The sequence below is a fragment of the Streptomyces sp. NPDC048389 genome, assembly GCF_040706335.1.
Classification (GTDB): Bacteria; Actinomycetota; Actinomycetes; order Streptomycetales; family Streptomycetaceae; genus Streptomyces.
In genome coordinates, this window is the sequence record NZ_JBEZKP010000002.1 from 15,270 (window position 1) to 29,326 (window position 14,057).

At 71.1% G+C, this 14,057-nt stretch carries 13 protein-coding genes, 1 tRNA gene and 2 pseudogenes; 9 read left to right on the forward strand and 7 right to left on the reverse strand.

The annotated features are described in order from the left end of the window. Nucleotides 1-615 precede the first annotated feature (615 nt). Nucleotides 616-976: pseudogene (locus AB0903_RS01810) on the reverse strand (hypothetical protein). Between the two features lie 14 nt (nt 977-990). Then, entirely contained in the window at nt 991-2,181 is a 1,191-nt protein-coding gene (locus AB0903_RS01815; RefSeq protein ID WP_366697932.1) for a transcriptional regulator, read from the reverse strand. A gap of 144 nt (nt 2,182-2,325) precedes the next feature. Between AB0903_RS01815 and AB0903_RS01820 the strand changes: the two genes are divergently transcribed. The 3 genes from AB0903_RS01820 to AB0903_RS01830 all read left to right on the forward strand — a co-directional run bounded on the left by AB0903_RS01820 (nt 2,326) and on the right by AB0903_RS01830 (nt 3,756). Next, a complete protein-coding gene (locus tag AB0903_RS01820) occupies nt 2,326-2,922 on the forward strand; it encodes a hypothetical protein (protein ID WP_366698385.1) in 597 nt (198 codons plus the stop codon). Between the two features lie 184 nt (nt 2,923-3,106). Beyond that, nucleotides 3,107-3,334 carry a hypothetical protein gene (locus tag AB0903_RS01825; RefSeq protein ID WP_366697934.1) on the forward strand — a complete coding sequence of 76 codons (228 nt, stop codon included), beginning with the start codon at nt 3,107-3,109 and terminating at the stop codon, nt 3,332-3,334. Continuing rightward, nucleotides 3,331-3,756 (forward strand): hypothetical protein, encoded by a 426-nt coding sequence (locus AB0903_RS01830; RefSeq protein ID WP_366698428.1) that lies wholly within the window; start codon nt 3,331-3,333, stop codon nt 3,754-3,756. Before AB0903_RS01825 ends, AB0903_RS01830 begins: the two co-directional genes overlap by 4 nt. A 20-nt stretch (nt 3,757-3,776) precedes the next feature. Here AB0903_RS01830 and AB0903_RS01835 read toward each other — a convergent pair. Both AB0903_RS01835 and AB0903_RS01840 read right to left on the reverse strand, forming a co-directional pair. Then, a pseudogene (locus AB0903_RS01835) lies at nt 3,777-3,919 on the reverse strand (IS30 family transposase); the annotation flags it as partial. 176 nt (nt 3,920-4,095) lie between these two features. Then, a tRNA-Leu gene (locus AB0903_RS01840) sits at nt 4,096-4,183 on the reverse strand. A gap of 186 nt (nt 4,184-4,369) precedes the next feature. Here AB0903_RS01840 and AB0903_RS01845 point away from each other — a divergent pair. The 3 genes from AB0903_RS01845 (at nt 4,370) to AB0903_RS01855 (ending at nt 7,107) form a co-directional block, all read left to right on the forward strand. Continuing rightward, nucleotides 4,370-5,695, forward strand: a complete 1,326-nt coding sequence (locus AB0903_RS01845; protein ID WP_366697936.1) for a M20/M25/M40 family metallo-hydrolase — start codon at nt 4,370-4,372, stop codon at nt 5,693-5,695. A 270-nt stretch (nt 5,696-5,965) separates the two neighbouring features. Then, nucleotides 5,966-6,199: a chaplin gene (locus AB0903_RS01850; protein WP_366697938.1), complete on the forward strand. Its 234-nt coding sequence runs from the start codon at nt 5,966-5,968 to the stop codon at nt 6,197-6,199. A gap of 143 nt (nt 6,200-6,342) precedes the next feature. Beyond that, entirely contained in the window at nt 6,343-7,107 is a 765-nt protein-coding gene (locus AB0903_RS01855) for a chaplin (RefSeq protein ID WP_366697940.1), read from the forward strand. A gap of 176 nt (nt 7,108-7,283) precedes the next feature. Here the strand turns inward: AB0903_RS01855 and AB0903_RS01860 are convergent, their stop codons facing one another. Next, nucleotides 7,284-7,472 (reverse strand): DUF5703 family protein, encoded by a 189-nt coding sequence (locus tag AB0903_RS01860; RefSeq protein ID WP_100106356.1) that lies wholly within the window; start codon nt 7,470-7,472, stop codon nt 7,284-7,286. Nucleotides 7,473-7,519: 47 nt separating this feature from the next. Here AB0903_RS01860 and AB0903_RS01865 point away from each other — a divergent pair, with 47 nt between their 5' ends. Continuing rightward, nucleotides 7,520-8,179, forward strand: coding sequence for a hypothetical protein (locus AB0903_RS01865; protein WP_366697942.1), 660 nt, complete (start codon nt 7,520-7,522; stop codon nt 8,177-8,179). 72 nt (nt 8,180-8,251) lie between these two features. Here AB0903_RS01865 and AB0903_RS01870 read toward each other — a convergent pair whose 3' ends face one another. Further along, complete coding sequence (locus AB0903_RS01870) at nt 8,252-10,876, reverse strand: helix-hairpin-helix domain-containing protein (protein ID WP_366697944.1); 2,625 nt, start codon at nt 10,874-10,876, stop codon at nt 8,252-8,254. Continuing rightward, the gene (locus AB0903_RS01875) at nt 10,873-11,856 is read right to left on the reverse strand and encodes an aldo/keto reductase (RefSeq protein ID WP_366697946.1); all 984 of its coding nucleotides are present in this window, start codon (nt 11,854-11,856) and stop codon (nt 10,873-10,875) included. The genes AB0903_RS01870 and AB0903_RS01875 overlap by 4 nt, the downstream gene beginning before the upstream one ends. Nucleotides 11,857-11,987: 131 nt before the next feature. Between AB0903_RS01875 and AB0903_RS01880 the strand changes: the two genes are divergently transcribed. Both AB0903_RS01880 and AB0903_RS01885 read left to right on the forward strand, forming a co-directional pair. Then, a complete protein-coding gene (locus AB0903_RS01880; protein WP_366697948.1) occupies nt 11,988-13,037 on the forward strand; it encodes an LLM class F420-dependent oxidoreductase in 1,050 nt (349 codons plus the stop codon). Nucleotides 13,038-13,271: 234 nt separating this feature from the next. Then, entirely contained in the window at nt 13,272-14,057 is a 786-nt protein-coding gene (locus tag AB0903_RS01885) for a ferritin-like domain-containing protein (RefSeq protein WP_366697950.1), read from the forward strand.

Consider the following 14,057-nt stretch of genomic DNA (forward strand, 5'->3'; position numbering starts at 1 on the left):
TCTCTCGTCCGATCCACCGACCGACCGTCTGGACGGTCTGGTGCAACGTAACACCTGTGCGGCCGCACTGCGGAACCATCGGTTCGCCTGGGGTGTCCCGGGAAACATTCCGGGCCGGGGAGGACAACCGCGTCCTGGACGTCACACGGTACGGCTGCGGGCTCCTCCCGTCGGGTCGGACTGGTGGATGTCCCGAAGCCGGCGAACGTCCGGCACCACTCGCCGGGCTGCGCGACGGCCCGGTACGGGCACTCGCGTAAGGACGGAGCGGGGAAGCTCGCCGCCCGCCTCCGACGCGGCCCGGCCTGTCGCCCCTGGTTCGACCTGGGGATTCGCCGGGCCGTTTGTGGCGCGGGCGGTCACACCACTGCCCGGGAAACAGAAAGACCCCAGATGAACCGGGGTCTCAGCCGGTGCCCGAGGGGGGACTTGAACTCTCCACTCCGGCACCAGCTCATAGGCGTTCTGACCTGCGGGAATACCTGTCGTGGCAGGGGTTCGGCAGTCCTGCTCTTCCTGTCTTTTCCTGCTGCTTCAGGCCGCCTCAGGACGCTCGTTGGTTACCCGTTGGTCACGTGCTCAACCTGGCCGGGACGGGCGATCTCGCCCGCTCGATCAGGCATTCTCGATGGCCTCGAAGATGTCGGCGTCGGTCTCCTGCTGCCACTTAGGCAGGTCGGGCCAGTCGGCCACGTATCCCGGCTTGGGGTCCTCGAAGTGCTTGAACATCTGAGCGGTCCAGCACGTCGCGACGAACCGACTCTTCTGCTCGCGGGACAGCCTCGACGCGTGCCCGCCGCTGATCTCGATGAACTGCCGGACCTGGCTAGTAGACCGAGCCTGCGGCCTCGCGCTCCCACTGCGGAGTGTCATCCCAAGGCGTCACGTACCCGGCCTTCGGCTCCCCTGGGAAGTGCTGGTGCACTCCCGCGATCCAGGCTTCCCGGAAAATCCGGGCGCCTTCGGTCTGCGACATGCCAACCCCTCTCGTCATGGCGTGCTGAGCGCGGCGATCTCCGCCCCCAGCTCCGCTACGCGGTGGTCCCTGTTCAGGGGGCCGAACTCGTCGCACAGGGTCTGGAGTCTACGGGCGACGTATCCGGAGGATGAAGCTTGGGCCAGGAGCAGGGCTTCCCGGCCGTAAGCGACGACGTGTTCGGGGTCTCGCCGCTTGGCGCCGATGGCGGCGAGGTCGGTCAGGACGGCGCCGCGCCGCCGGTAGGACTGCCCGGAGGCAAGGGCGGTCTGCTCCAGTGCCCGCCTCAACGCTTCCTCTGCCAGGTCGAGCCGTCCGAGCTGGACGTAGCGGGCTCCCCGTTCCTCGGCCAATCGCGTCCCGTCGAACCGCAGCCATCCGCCGTTGGTGCTGCCCGCGCTCAGGTTTATGACGTGCTCCGCCAGGTCCAAGGCGCGCTCGCATGCGGGGAGGTCGCCCAAGCCGGCGTACGCCTCCGCCTGGACTGCGGCGACCCGATGCCGCGTGGCGAGGTTACTGTCACCTCGCCCGGCCAGCCGATCAGCGGCGCCCAGGACCTGGGCCGCCTGCCGGTAGCGCTGCTCCGACATGTCCACGTAGGCGTGCCGGACGAGTGCACACGCCCACAGGTCGTAGGCTCCGGCGTCCCTGCTGACGGACGCTGCAAGGGCGTAGGAGGCAGCCGCGTCGGTGTACCGGTTCGCGTCGAAGGCAACTTCCCCGGCCAGTTGGAAGAGGTCTGCTGCCGCGCTCAGGAGCGGGCGGGAGTTGCCTCGGGTGTCGGCCGCGAGGGCCTCGTTCAGGGTGCTCATTTGGTCGCGGACGATGGGGTAGACGGACCCCTTGGACCGGGCCAGTTGGTAGACCTGCCAGAGGTGACCGTTCATCCGCGCGAAGTCGCTGGGTGCGCCCCTGAGGACCCCGTCGGAGAGGGCTTCCGCCTCGTCCAACGGCAGGGTGGTCAGCGCCCCTCTGACGGTGAGGATGCGGAGGAATTCGCGGCGGATCACTTCGTCTGGGTCTCCCGCACTCGGGGGGTCACTGGGCTGCTGCCATCTGGTCGTCCGGCTAATGGCTCGTGGCTGTGTCAGAAGGGCGTTCAGCTCTTGAAGGCTCACTTCGAGGGCGGCTGCCAAGCCTGGCCGCTGAGGCGGCTGCGGTGCGATCCTGCCGCTCTCCCAGCGTCCGACCGTTGTGCGGTCCACGCCAAGTAACTCGGCCAATTTCTCCTGACTGTAACCAGGGTCTTGCGTCGTTCCGCCAGTCCCATGACGCCCCGGGAAGAGGCGGCCAGCCGGCACAGCCTTGAACCGGGGTTCGTCCACTGGCAGACGGAGCGCTCGTTGGCCGTGCTCGGCCGCGTGGACCTGGTGTTCGTGCACAACCCTGAGTACCACGGGCACGGCCTTGACCGGACTGCTCTGCACTGGCGTATGCGGGAAGCCTTCACGGCGTTGGAGGAGTTCTCCCAGGCGGGCAGGATCGGTGGGTACGGCGTCGCCACCTGGACGGGCCTGACCTCCGAAGCGTTCACGGTTCCCGAATTGCTCGCCCTCGCCCGACAGGCGGCGGGCCCCGCCGAGCACCACTTCATGGGGTTGCAGATGCCCGTCAGTCTGATCATGGATGATCTGATCAGGCGGGCGCTGGGCGGCGGCGGACCCTTGGTGCAGGCGAAGGACGCGGGGCTGATCACGTTCGGTTCCGCTCCTTTGCACGGTGGCGAGCTGCTGGAGGCCATGACACCTGAACTGGTGAACTTCATCCGCCCTGGCCTGTCGGCCGCAGCCGCTGCCCTGCTGACTGCCGGATCGTGCCCCGGCCTCGATGTCGTCCTGACTTCCGCGAGCACGCGCGAACACTGGGACGATGCGGCGAAGGCTCTGGCTGCACCCCTGACGGTCGAGGAACTGAGGAGGGTGACCGATGAACTCGCCGCCGAGTGAGGACGTACAGACCCTGATGGAGGCCGCTCACGAACGGGCGGCCACGGCGCTGGGTCTCACATGCACGGGTCCACGGGCGTGGGGCTTCCAGGGTGTAACCCTCGGTCGGCAGTCCGGCGACCGGTGGCTCCGGGTAAGCCGGACCGCCGAGAGGAACGCGGGCAGGAAGCAGGGGGAGGGCATCGTGGGGGCCTCCTTGCTGGTGCCTGACGCGGTCCCGCGCCCGCGCCTGTACGAGGTGTACGACTGGACCGACAGCGAGTGGGCCTTCGAGGCCGAAGTCCTCGACTACGTGACACATCCCGTCGTGTCCTCGGAGCGGGCCGACCTGCACCGCGACCCCCACTTGCCTGACGAGTGGTGGCAGACCTGCGCCGAGCCCTGGCCCTGCTCGCTGAGGCGGAGGGGGTGAAGGCCACTGTCCGGGATGGCTGGATCCAACGCGCCTTCCCCCAGTTCCTCGGCATCCCGGCCCCTGCCAAGATCGAGCGGGTGACTGGTCACGGTGACCCGCACTGGGGCAACCTCACGGCTATGCCCCTCACCCTGCTGGACTGGGAGCGGTGGGGCCGCGTGCCCTACGGCTACGACGCGGGTCTGCTCCACGCGAACAGCCTTTTCATTCCCGACGTGGCGGACCGTATCCGGATGGAGTTCGCTTCGGTCCTGTACACCCCAGCCGGCCGAGTCGGAGAACTCGCTGCCCTGGCGGAGATGCTGCAAGCCGTAGCCCGTGGCTGGTACCCCGACTTGGCCCCGCGCCTTCTCGCTCGGGCGGAGTCACTTACCGGCGTTCGACCACCGGTCCTGTTGCGCTCCGAGGTCAGCACCTGACAGCCCTGTGCATGGCAACGGCCCCCGACGGCCTGGACGTAGATCGCCTGATCGTCTCCGGACTCACCCGCATGCTCTTGTCGTCGGGGAACTCCATGACCAGAGCGTGACAGATCTGCTCGGGCGACCACCGCTGCCGGTCCGGCACCACTCGCCGGGCTACACGATGGCCCGGTAGGGCCACTCACGTAAGGATGCGCCGACCGGCCGCCTTCTGGGCGGGCCGACTCAGCCTGTCATCCCTGGCCTGACCTGGGGAATCTCTGGGCCGTTGGTCACGTGGTTGGTCACGCCGCCGCCCAGAAAAGCAAAAAACCCCTGATGAACAGGGGTCTTAGCTGGTGTCCGAGGGGGGACTTGAACCCCCACGCCCGATAAAGGGCACTAGCACCTCAAGCTAGCGCGTCTGCCATTCCGCCACCCGGACCAGGTGTCTGTCTCGCGGCCCTGGGCCGTTCCGACGTGGAAAACCATAGCAAACATTCGACCCCGCCCGATCACACCCCCGTACCGCCGCCCGCCGGGCGAAGGCCGGTGGCCGCCCTTGGGCGGCGAGGCACGATGGCGAGAGGATGAGCCCCGACCACCAGCAGCGACAGCGGGAGGAATCAGCGTGAGCGAGTCGAACACGGCCCGGGCGGTCACGGGCGAGGACGAGGTCGTCGATCTCTGCCGTGAGCTGATCAGGATCGACACCAGCAACTACGGCGACCACTCAGGACCGGGCGAGCGCGCCGCGGCCGAGTACGTCGCAGAAAAGCTCGCCGAGGTCGGGCTGGAGCCGCAGATCCTCGAGTCCCACAAGGGGCGCGCGTCCACGGTGGCCCGAATCGAGGGCGAGGACCCGTCCCGGCCCGCGCTGCTCATCCACGGCCACCTCGACGTCGTGCCCGCGAACGCGGACGACTGGACCCACCACCCGTTCTCCGGCGAGATCGCCGAGGACTGCGTGTGGGGCCGGGGCGCGGTCGACATGAAGGACATGGACGCCATGACCCTCGCCGTCGTGCGGGACAGGCTGCGCAGCGGTCGCAAGCCGCCGCGCGACATCGTCCTCGCCTTCCTCGCCGACGAGGAGGCCGGTGGCACCTACGGCGCCCGCTACCTGGTCGACAAGCACCCGGGACTCTTCGAGGGCGTCACCGAGGCCATCGGCGAGGTCGGCGGCTTCTCCTTCACCGTCAACGAGAACCTGCGGCTGTATCTCGTGGAGACGGCGCAGAAGGGAATGCACTGGATGCGCCTGACCGTGGACGGCACGGCCGGTCACGGCTCGATGACCAACAACGACAACGCCATCACCGAGCTGTGCGAGGCCGTCGGCCGGCTCGGCCGCCACACCTGGCCGGTCAGGGTCACCAAGACCGTACGGTCCTTCCTCGACGAACTGTCCGACGCCCTCGGCACGCCACTGGACCCCGAGGACATGGACGCCACCCTTGCCAAGCTGGGCGGCATCGCCAAGATGGTCGGCGCCACCCTGCGCAACTCCGCGGCGCCCACCATGCTCGGCGCCGGCTACAAGGTGAACGTCATCCCCGGTCAGGCGACCGCACACGTGGACGGCCGCTTCCTGCCGGGCTACGAGGAGGAGTTCCTCGCGGAGCTGGACCGGCTGCTCGGGCCCCGGGTCAGGCGCGAGGACGTGCACGGCGACAAGGCACTGGAGACCAGCTTCGACGGGGCGCTGGTGGACGCCATGCAAGTGGCGCTGAAGGCGGAGGACCCGATCGCGAGGGCCGTGCCGTACATGCTCTCGGGCGGTACCGACGCCAAGTCCTTCGACGACCTCGGCATCCGCTGCTTCGGCTTCGCCCCGCTCAAGCTGCCGCCGGAGCTGGACTTCGCCGGGATGTTCCACGGCGTGGACGAGCGGGTGCCGGTGGACGGCCTGAAGTTCGGCGTGCGGGTCCTCGACCGGTTCATCGACCAGTGCTGAAGGGGCCGGTGCCGGCCTGCATCGCCACGTGCCTCCCCGGCTCGCCACGTGCCTCCCCGGCTTGCCCGGTGCCGACCCGGATCGACAGGTGCTGAGGCCGGCTCTCCGGGGCGTTCCCGGGGATCTCGGAGGGCGCTCCGATAATCGTCAGCACGTGCGTACGTGACTGGAAAGAGTGAATGGGGGTGACGGGTCGTAGCTCCGGTGGTTCCTCCTCGTTACAGGTATTGCGGTCCGCGGCTGGGACCGCAATTGCCAACAGGAGGAATAATGATCAAGAAGGTCGTCGCGACTGCGGCTGCCACCAGCGGTCTGCTGCTCGCCGGTGCGGGCATGGCCATGGCCGATGCGGGCGCTCACGGTGCCGCTGCGTACTCCCCCGGCGTCCTGTCGGGCAACCTGCTCCAGGTGCCGGTCCACGTGCCCGTGAACGTCTGCGGCAACACGGTCGACGTCATCGGCCTGCTGAACCCCGCCTTCGGCAACACCTGCGTCAACGCCTGACATCGCGGCCCGCCCATAGCGGGCCGGCAGTGAATCCGGGCGGCTCCGGAGTGCGCGCCATGCACTCCGGAGCCGCCCGTTTCTTCCAACCCCGGGCATGGGCCCAGGGGTATTCGTGAAGTGGGAAGGCAGGGCATCAGGACATGCGACAAGTCACGCGCAAAGGTCTGATCACCGTGGCTGCCGCAGGCGGGGTACTCGCCCTCGGCGGCGGCTACGCGCAGGCGGACGCCGGGGCGCACGGAGAAGCGTCGAACTCACCGGGCGTAGCGTCCGGCAACTCGATCCAGGCGCCGGTGCACGTCCCGGTCAACGTCTGCGGCAACACCGTGAACGTCGTCGGGCTGCTCAACCCGGCGTTCGGCAACAACTGCGCCAACGTCTCCGGGGGGTCGGGCCCGGGCGGTGGCGGCTCCGGAGCGGACGGTACGACGAGCAACTCACCCGGCGTCGGCTCCGGCAACAACGTCCAGGCGCCGGTCGACGTCCCGGTCAACGCCTGCGGCAACAGCGTTACCGTCGTCGGGCTGCTCAACCCGGCGTTCGGCAACGCCTGCGCGAACGACTCGGGCGGCACCCCGCCCGGCACGCCGGAGACCCCGGTGACGCCGGAGACGCCGGAGACGCCGGAGACGCCGGAGACCCCGGAGACCCCGGAGACCCCGGTGACGCCGGAGACCCCGGAAACGCCGGAGACCCCGGAGACGCCGGTGACGCCGGAGACCCCGGTGACGCCGGAGACCCCGAGCAAGCCGAACACGCCCGACACGCAGACGGTGACGCCCGGTGGCAGCGGCGGTGAACTCGCGGCGACCGGCATGGACGCGCTCGACATCGCGGCGCCGGCAGGCGTGGGCCTGCTGCTGGCCGGTGCGCTGCTCTACCGCCGGGCCCGCGCCGCCGCCTAGGCGCGCTTCGAAACGGTCCCGGTCATGGACCCGGCCGCGGCCGGGCTCGGCGTACGTCGAGGAGCGGGTCCCGCATCGCGGGGCCCGCTCCTTCCGTCTCCGTGCTCCTGGGCACTGGCCTTGATCGCCCGGCCTGATCACCGGCCTTGATCACCGGCCCTGGGCTCCGACCTTGATCACCAGGTGGCGCGCACCTGGCGGATGATCCGCCGGCGCAGCCGCACTCTGCGGCTGCCGTCGCGGTGCAAGGTCAGTCGGTCCAACTCCCAGTGTCCGTACTCGGCATGGTCGGTCAGCAGACGCGTCGCCTCCTTGCGGGACACCCCGCGCGGTACGTACACGTCGACGAATTCATATTCCGGCATCGCATCTATTGTGCGGGCAGCGCCCCGGTACGGATAGCGTCTGCACTATGTCTGATGCTGCGCAGCCCACCGCTGCCGAGGTACGTGCCGCCGCCGAGGCGGTCAAAGCCGCACTGGACCGTCACCTCGAGGCGGTCGAGAACCGCACCGGAGACGACGACCCGGCCGTCTACGAAGCCTTCAACGCGCTCGCCGCGGCGGCCGAGGCGTACGACGAGCGGCTCTACGACCGCTATGACGAGGTGACCCCGTTCGAGATCCCCGGCGCGGACGACTCCCTGCCGCCGTATGCGGGACCCGAGGAGCCGAACGCCCTGAGCGTGCTGATCCGCCGGGACTACGCCGTGGTGGAGCCGCAGCGGCTGCTGGCGCAGGCGCAGCGCATCGCGGACTTCGATCAGGACGGTGACGAGGACGCGGTGACCGCGCCGGTCGTCGGCGCGAGCGTGCACGCGGCTCTGGGGGTGCTCTTCGGCGAGTTCGAGCCGGACGAAATCGCGTCTCGCCACAAGGAGTTCGGTCTGGAGGAGGGCGACTCCACCCTGTGGGTGGCCGCGGCGGACGAGCTTCCGGAGCCGGGGGAGTGGCTGAGTGTCCCGTTCGACCAGGCCGACCCTGAGCGGATCGTCTGCCGCTTCGACGTCAGCTCTGTGTTCGACGAGGACGAACTGCGCGAGGAGCTGGTGGAACCGGACGACGAGTCCTGACCGGCCTGTGCCGTCCGCCCTTCGCCCGCACCGGCCCGGGACGACCGTGCGGTCGTCCCGGGCCGGTGCCGTTCACCGGGCCTGCCGTGTCTCAGCCGGGACCTGCGACTGCGGCTGTGCCGCCGGCTCGGCGAGCAGGCCCTCCAGCAGGGTCCGCAGCCTTGTGGTGCGCTCCGGGCCCGGGCGCTCGGCGACCGCCTGCGGGAGCGCCCGGTCCACGCCGTGCACCACCGACAGATGCCGCGCGGCCCGGCCGAACGCCGTGTACACCCAGGGCCTGCTCAGAGCCTGTGCCGCGTCTCCCGGCAACACGGCGACCACGGCCGGCCAGCGCATACCGGCGGCCTGGTGCGCGGTCAGCGCCCAGCCGTGGCGCAGCGCCGACTCGACCCGTTCCCTCGGCACGACCGTCCTGATGCCTTCGCAGTCCAAGTGCAGTCCGGCCGCGTCCCCGGAGACGACGGTGCCGGTGAGCGTCCGGCCGGGTGCCGGGGAGTAGGCGACCCGGTCGCCGGGGTCGAAGCCGGCGAAACGTCCGCCGCCGGGATTGAGGCGCTGCTTGAGCGCCGCGTTGAGCTCGCGGGTACCCGCCGAGCCGCCGTGTCCCACGGTGACCACCTGGGTCTGCTCCGCAGGCACCCCGATGGCCCGCGGCACCGAGTCGGCGACGAGCTGGACCGTACGGTGCACGGCCTCGCCGGCGTCCCGCACCGGAACGATCACGACCTCCTTGTCCGGGGCCGCGACCTGGTTCAGCTCGCCGATGCCGATACCCGACACCAGCTCGCCGAGCGGCCCGGGGTCGGGTGTGCGCGACGCGACCTGCGGGCACACCCGGGCCGCCAGCAGGTCCGGGAACACCCGGCCGGCGCCCGCACCGGCGAGCACCCTCGGGTCGCCGCAGAGGACCAGCCGTCCGCCGTCCGGCATGGACTCCACCAGCATCGCGGCGGCCTCCACATCCAGCTGCGGTGCGTCCAGCACGACGAGCAGATCCAGCGCGAACGCGCCGTCCTCGTCGCGGCCGGGCCCCGCGGAGCCGTCCAGCAGCGCCGCGACGGTCACGGCACCGGCCTCCGGTCCGAGCCGGCGCACCCCGTTCTCCGTGTGCACGGCCACGACGGACCGCAGACCGAGGCGGCGAGCGCTCTGCGCGAGGGCGACGGGCTCGGCGCGGGCGGCCTCACCGCCGGTGTGCACGACCAGACCGTGCGCACCCGCGGCCCGCACGAGCTCCGGGCCCTCCCAGCGGTCTGACGGCCCGGTCCTGACCAGTCTGGCCAGGCCGTCCGCGAGGCTCTCCTCCGCCATCGCGTACCGGTCGAGCCCCAGCAGTACGGGCACGGGCACGGCGCCGTGCTCCTCGTCCTCCTCGCCCTCGTCCTCTTCGACCCCGCCTTCTTCGACCCCGTCCTGGAAGACCAGGACGGTGCCGTCCGCGACGGCTTGCTGGACGGCACCGTCCGGATCGGGCACCGACCGCTCGGCAAGCGCGGCCCGGACGGCCGGTGCCTCGAGGGCCGTGTGCCCCAGCAGGGCGGCACGCTCCAGCAGCCAGGTGACGAGCGCCGAGGTCCGGCGCTCGTCACCTGGCCCGGCCTCCGGGCCGAGCAGCGCACGGGCGAACCCGTCCGCCTGCTCCGGCCGTACCCCCGGCACGGAGAGCAGCCGCCAGGGGTCCTCCGCGAGAACGTCGCCGGCCGTCTCACCCAGGACCTCGGCGGCCTGCCCGGCGAGGCCCTCGGGCGCGCCGCCCTTCACGAGCAGCTTGCGCACGGCGGTCACGGTGACAGGGTCCGGCTCGGCCTGCTGCCGACGCACCGGCCGCGCGGCGGGAACCGGTGCGGGAGCGGCCCGCCGCGGCTCGGGCGCCGACGACCCGAAGGAGGCCGGGCTCGGTTTCTCGCCGCTCTCCACCGCCCGCACCGCGGCGAGCAGATCGGCGGCCTTCCCACTGAGCTTCGCCCCACTGGCGATGGGCCCCTCCCGTTCGGCCTTCCGCTGCTCGATCCGCTCCCGCAGCTCCCGCTGCGCGGCGATCTCGGCCTCGACCTCACTCGGCCCCCCGCCCGCGGCGCCCTCCGCGTCGGCGGACGTGCCGGTACCGGAACCGTCGGCCGCGCCGTGCGCGGCGTCGGCCGCCTCGGTGCGGGCGGTCTCGCCGGCGTCTCCGGCCGCCGTGGGAGGGCCTTCGGCCGGGCCGGTTGCCTCGTCGGCGTCTCCGGTCGTTGTCGGGGGGGCTTCGGCCGGGCCAGCCGGGTCCTCGACGCGTGCCGCGTGTGGCCCGCCGGTGCGGGCGGCCTTGTTCTTCGTCCCGGCGGCTGCCTGCGCCGGTGGGGGCGTCTCGTCGGTCGGGGGGACCTGCTCGGCGTGGGCCGTGTGTGCCCCGTCGTCCGGGACGGCTGCCGCTCGGCCCGGTCTGTCCGCCACTCCTTCGGCGTGTGCTCCACCAGTGCCTTCGGCGCCCGCCTCGTCGTCGGCGGCCTCGCCCGCCGGCCGGCCGGCGGGCTGCACCTGCGCAGTCACGACGCCTTCGGTGTCCGCCGCGCCTGCCGCCTGCGCCCCCTCGGCGCCGCCGCCCGCCTGCATGGTCCCGCCCGCGGCGCCTTCGGCGTCCGCCGCGTCCGCGCGGTCGGGCGGGGGAGGGGTGGAGTCGGCGGGGGAACCGGGGGAGTTCCCCCGGGAACGCGCAGTCACAGCGTGCTCCAGTCCTGGTCGGGATAGCGGTGCACGGGCGCCGACACGTCGTCGAGCGCCTGGCAGATCTCGTCAGGAAGACTAAGGGCCTCCACTGACAACGCCGCGCTCAGCTGCTGGGCATTGCGCGCGCCGACGATCGGCGCCACCACACCCGGCCGGTCACGGACCCACGCCAGCGCCACCTCCAGCGGCGTCGCCGCCAGGCCGTCCGCCGCCGTCGCGACCGCGTCGACGATGCTGCTCGCCGCCTGGTCCAGGTACGGCGCCACGAAGGGCGCCATCTGATCAGAGGCGCCCCGCGAGTCCGAGGGTGTGGCGGTCCGGTACTTCCCGGTGAGCACGCCCCGGCCGAGCGGCGACGACGGCAGCAGACCCACCCCCAGGTCGAGTGCCGCCGGCAGCACCTCACGCTCCACGCCCCGCTGCAGGAGCGAGTACTCCATCTGCGTACTCGCCAACCTGGTGCGCACCCCCGGCGCGGCGAGCTGCCAGGTCGCCGCCTTCGCCAGCTGCCAGCCGCTGAAGTTCGACACGCCCGCGTACCGCGCCCGTCCACTGCCGACTGCGATGTCCAGTGCCTGGAGGGTCTCCTCGAGCGGCGTGCCGGGGTCGAAGGCGTGGATCTGCCACAGGTCCACGTAGTCCGTGCCGAGGCGCGCCAGTGACGCGTCGAGCGCGGCGAGCAGATGGCCGCGCGAGCCGTCGAAGCGCCGGTCCGGATCCGGCACGCTGCCGGCCTTCGTGGCTATCACCAGATCGCCCCGGGGCACCAGCCGTTCGACCAACCGGCCCAGCAGGTACTCGGCCTCTCCGCCGCCGTACACGTCGGCGGTGTCGATCAGTGTGCCGCCGGCCTCCCAGAAGACCTTCAACTGGTCGGCGGCGTCGTGTTCGTCGGTGTCCCGGCCCCATGTCAGGGTGCCGAGCCCGATCCGGGACACGCGCAGGCCGGTGCGGCCGAGATGCCTCTGCTCCATGGGCGCTGAGATTACTGGCCAGAGGCGCACCCTGAGAGAGCCTGTGGACAACGTGCCCCCTCCCCGGAAAAACCGCCCGCGCGCTAGAGTCCCGGCACAGGCACGTTACTGATCAGTAAGAGGGAGCGGTTATGCGGCTCGGCATCAACCTCGGCTACTGGGGCGCGGGCATGGACGGCGACAACCTCGCCGTCGCACAGGAGGCCGACAGGCTCGGCTACGACGTCTGCTGGGCCGCGGAGGCGTACGGCTCCGACGCCCCGACCGTGCTCAGCTGGGTCGCCGCCCAGACCGAACGGATCGACGTCGGCTCCGCGATCCTGCAGATCCCGGCCCGTCAGCCCGCCATGACCGCGATGACCGCGGCCACGCTGGACTCGCTCTCGGGCGGCCGGTTCCGTCTCGGGCTCGGCGTCTCGGGGCCGCAGGTCTCCGAGGGCTGGTACGGCGTCAAGTTCGACAAGCCGCTCGCTCGCACGCGTGAGTACGTCGAGATCGTGCGCAGGGCGATGTCCCGCGAGCGTCTCTCCTACGAGGGCGAGCACTGGACGCTGCCGCTGCCCGGCGGTCCGGGCAAGCCGATCAAGCTCACCGTCCACCCGCAGCGCGAGCACATTCCGCTCTACATCGCGGCGATCGGTCCCAAGAATCTCGAACAGACCGGTGAGATCGCCGACGGCGCCCTGCTGATCTTCCCGTCCGCGGACCACATCGAGGACACCGCGCTGCGGCACATCCGCGCGGGCCGTCAGAAGGCCGGCAAGGCGATGGAGGGGTTCGACGTATGCCCGACCCTGCCTCTCGCGGTCGGCGACGACGTCGCCGGCCTCGCCGACATGTTCCGGCCGTACACGGCGCTCTACGTCGGCGGCATGGGCAGCCGGAAGCAGAACTTCTACAACCAGCTCGCGCAGCGCATGGGTTACGAGAAGGAAGCCGCCGAGATCCAGGACAAGTACCTCGACGGCGACAAGGCCGGCGCGGCCGCCGCCGTCCCGCACACGCTGATCGACCAGACCGCGCTGCTGGGCCCGGTCGAGCGGATCGCCGACCGGATGCAGGCGTACGCGGCGGCAGGTGTCACCACCCTGACCCTCGCGCCCGCGGGCTTCACGCTCGACGAGCGGATCACCGCGCTGCGCGCCGGCACCGAGGCCATGGAGCGCGCCGGCCTCGCCTAGGTCCTCCGGGGGAAAGCCTGCGGCCGTGATGGGGGCTCGGGGGTCTTCCCCGCCACGGCCGTCACGTGGTACAACGCGCGACGGCCGTGGCGGTTACTGCCGGGAGCACTGCCTTCTCTCGCCGGACTCTGGTCCGTTCGGTCGATTTGTCCGGGTGAGGTGTTGCCTGGGTGGCGGTATCGCAATTGACTGCTTCATTGCGGATGTCGCGAAGGCCCGTCGGAGGTGGCGTACATGCTCTCGGCCCGGAGTCTCTTCCAGGAGATCGTCGACGACGACGACTCCTTCCGGCTGTTCTGCTCCATCGCCGCCAGCGGCGAGGCCCAGGGAGGCTGGGAGAACGGCCGCATCGCCGCCCTCGTCCCCGAGAGCATGCGCGGCCTCGCGCCGAAGATCGCCCGGCACGGGGCCGACGAGGACAAGCACGGACGCCTGTTCCACGCACTGCTCAAGAAGCGGCAGCTGGAGCCTGTCCCCGTACCGCCGGAGACCGACTACACCGTGCTGCTGGAGCGGCAGGGCATCGGCCTCGCCCACGAGAAGCTGCGTCGCGAGGAGCGGCTGACGGAACACGACATCGTGGTCTACCTCTCGCACAGCCGCGTCACCGAGCAGCGTGCGGCCGACCAGATGGAGATGCTCGTGAAGCACTTCGGCGACCACCCGGAGATCGGCAAGGCGATCCGGATGATCAGCGACGACGAGGACGCACACCTGGCCTACTGCCACGAGGAGCTGCTCCGGCTCGCGGCCGCCGGGCACGGCCGCGCCGTCCGGCGCGTCCTGCGCGAGAGCGCCCTGGCCGAGATCCGGGTGCACCGCGACGTCAGCCTCGCCGTCATGTCGCACCTGGGCAGGCTGCTGCACTGGTCCCGGGCCAAATCGGCGGCCCTGGCCGCCGGCATCCACGCGACGTACGGGTACGAGCGGTTCGCCGGATGGCGTCGCATGGTGGACCTGAGAATGCCGGACCGGCATGGTGCGCTCGACGGCCCGGCCACCGCCGCTACCGCCTGCTGA